This window comes from Brunnivagina elsteri CCALA 953 (assembly GCF_002289455.1).
Classification (GTDB): Bacteria; Cyanobacteriota; Cyanobacteriia; order Cyanobacteriales; family Nostocaceae; genus Brunnivagina; species Brunnivagina elsteri.
In genome coordinates this window covers 1-2,204 of record NZ_NTFS01000656.1, presented here as the reverse complement: position 1 = coordinate 2,204, position 2,204 = coordinate 1, and the positions used below count along the sequence as shown (strand labels likewise).

1 protein-coding gene and 1 pseudogene are annotated in these 2,204 nt (G+C 31.7%); both read left to right on the top strand.

The genetic code is table 11. The features are described from left to right. The first annotated feature begins 315 nt into the window (after positions 1–315). Positions 316–1,314: a bacteriocin class II family protein gene (locus CK510_RS29580; RefSeq protein WP_095725012.1), complete on the top strand. Its 999-nt coding sequence runs from the start codon at positions 316–318 to the stop codon at positions 1,312–1,314. Positions 1,315–1,364: 50 nt separating this feature from the next. Further along, positions 1,365–2,204, top strand: a pseudogene (locus tag CK510_RS29575) (Hsp70 family protein); the annotation flags it as partial.

Here is a 2,204-nt window from a genome sequence, read left to right as displayed (position 1 = left end):
TTATAATTGTGCTACTGAACACGACAGAACACCCAATTTTCCAATAGCATCTTGTACAAATTTTGAGTTGAACTGCGTTATATCCCACCTAATCTAAGAGAGATTGCAATTTTATTGTATTCAAAATCTCTTTACTTTACACACAAATATCGATACAACTAATTAATTATTCTATTTCTGTTTTCTATGATTCGTTGCCAAAATATCTTTCGGAAGTTGGATAAAACTAGAAATAAACCTCAATATAATGAATTTCTATCTACAGTTATCCTATAATTACCCTAGAAAATGTGAAATCGGCTAAATCTAATTATCATGACAACACTTATAGACTATTACCAACAAATAAAAGAAAAACTGAAATCTCAAGTCGAAAATAATCAAATACCGGAAATAATAGTCAAAATTATCCAAACAGAAATTAATCAAATTATAGATATCAATAGCGAGTATATTCAAACATTGACACCACCTCAAGCAAGACTTGCAAGAGTCATGCTACAGTCAATCAGCCAATATACAAGTGTTTTATTATTAGTCAAACAACAAGATAATTTAAATATATCAGTAAACAATCAACAAACAACATTAAATGAACTAACATCAAGCCTAGTAAAACCCATTTATAACGTAATTCAAACCCAACAAAAATTACAAGATTTAGCATCACCAAGTTATTACAAACAAACCATAATTCAAACATTCCAAAAAAGTCGAGAAATATTCAGTAGTTTGCTAGCTGGTGGATTAGCAGGAGTTATTGAAGGTGGTTGGTATTGGGGACTTATTGGAGCCATAATTGGAGGTGTTACAGGAGGTACTATATCCCAAATTATCAAACAAAAACCATCTCTGGAAACTGTAAGTATTAAGACTTTACAACAACCCGAACAGCAAGCAAAAATCACTATCAATATAAATAAATTACTCGACTATCTTTATCAATCATTCCAATCAATTGAACTTACAGTTGCAGCACAAAAGCAAAGTATAGAAAAAACATCAAAACCGGGTTTAGAAAATAATCTTGATTTATTAGAATACTTACAAGATTTAATGGCAGATGCACTCGATGAGAATACAGAATTACCAATTACTGTACGTCGTCGGATTGAGCAAGCAGCAACGATTTTGAGACATTATGGAATCGAAGCACGGGTTTATCAATCTAGGGAAGAACAAGACTTAATGTTCTACTTTGAACCCAGCTTAAATCCAGAAATAACTGATTATATAACCCTCAAACATGCTTTAGTAAAAGATAATCAAATTCTCTTACCTGGTAGTGTGATCGAACCAGTCTCATCAAACTAACAAACATCTCAATCTTTAGTTAAAATATTAATATTCAATATACAAATCAAATGCAAGAATACCACAACATCAAAATAATCGGCTTTGATTTAGGACATGGAGAAACAGCACTCACATGGGTAAATGCTAACAACCAAGAAACAACACCACAAAGCTTATTAATCAATAATCGTAAAAGTCAAATAACTGCGATCGCACACCATCCGAAACGCGGTATAGTCATTGGTGACATCGCGTTTCAAATGTCTGATGCCAGTACTTTTGATATCGCTTTTAAAAATCGAAAATTTGACGATAAGGGTTATCAAAAAATAATTACAGAATTTGTTAATGCTATTTATCAACATTTAATTGCTACTACTCAAATTAATTATGAAGATATCAACTACTTTTTTGTTGGTTGCCCTTCTGGATGGTGGCAAGAAGAAATCGCAATTTATCAACAAATTTTAGCCGCATCTTTACCAAATACAATTGTCGTTAAAGAATCCCGTGCAGCATTAATGCACGCTAAAGAAAGCAGTATTTTTACAATTCAAGAACTGCAAAAATCAGTATTAGTAATTGATATTGGTTCCTCAACAACTGACTATACTTTAGTTAAAGGAATGGCAGATACACCAATTGATTTTGGACACGATTTAGGTGCATCACTTATTGATAAGGAAATCCTTAAAAACACTTTAGAAATTCACCGTCAATACCGTCAAGGAAAAGAAGAAATTATTCAACTTGCAGAATATCTCAATGAAAATGAAATTTTGCAGATTGAAGAAATTACACAGCTAGAAGATATATTTAAACAAACACCTTTATATAAAAATCGTTGTGAACTTCGCTGTCGGAAAGCCAAGGAAGAATATTTTAACTTTTATGATTTACATGAAAAT

Bases quoted from the DNA above. Each gene is read 5' to 3' on its own strand.
- CK510_RS29580 (WP_095725012.1), top strand. From the start codon at position 316: ATGACAACACTTATAGACTATTACCAACAAATAAAAGAAAAACTGAAA.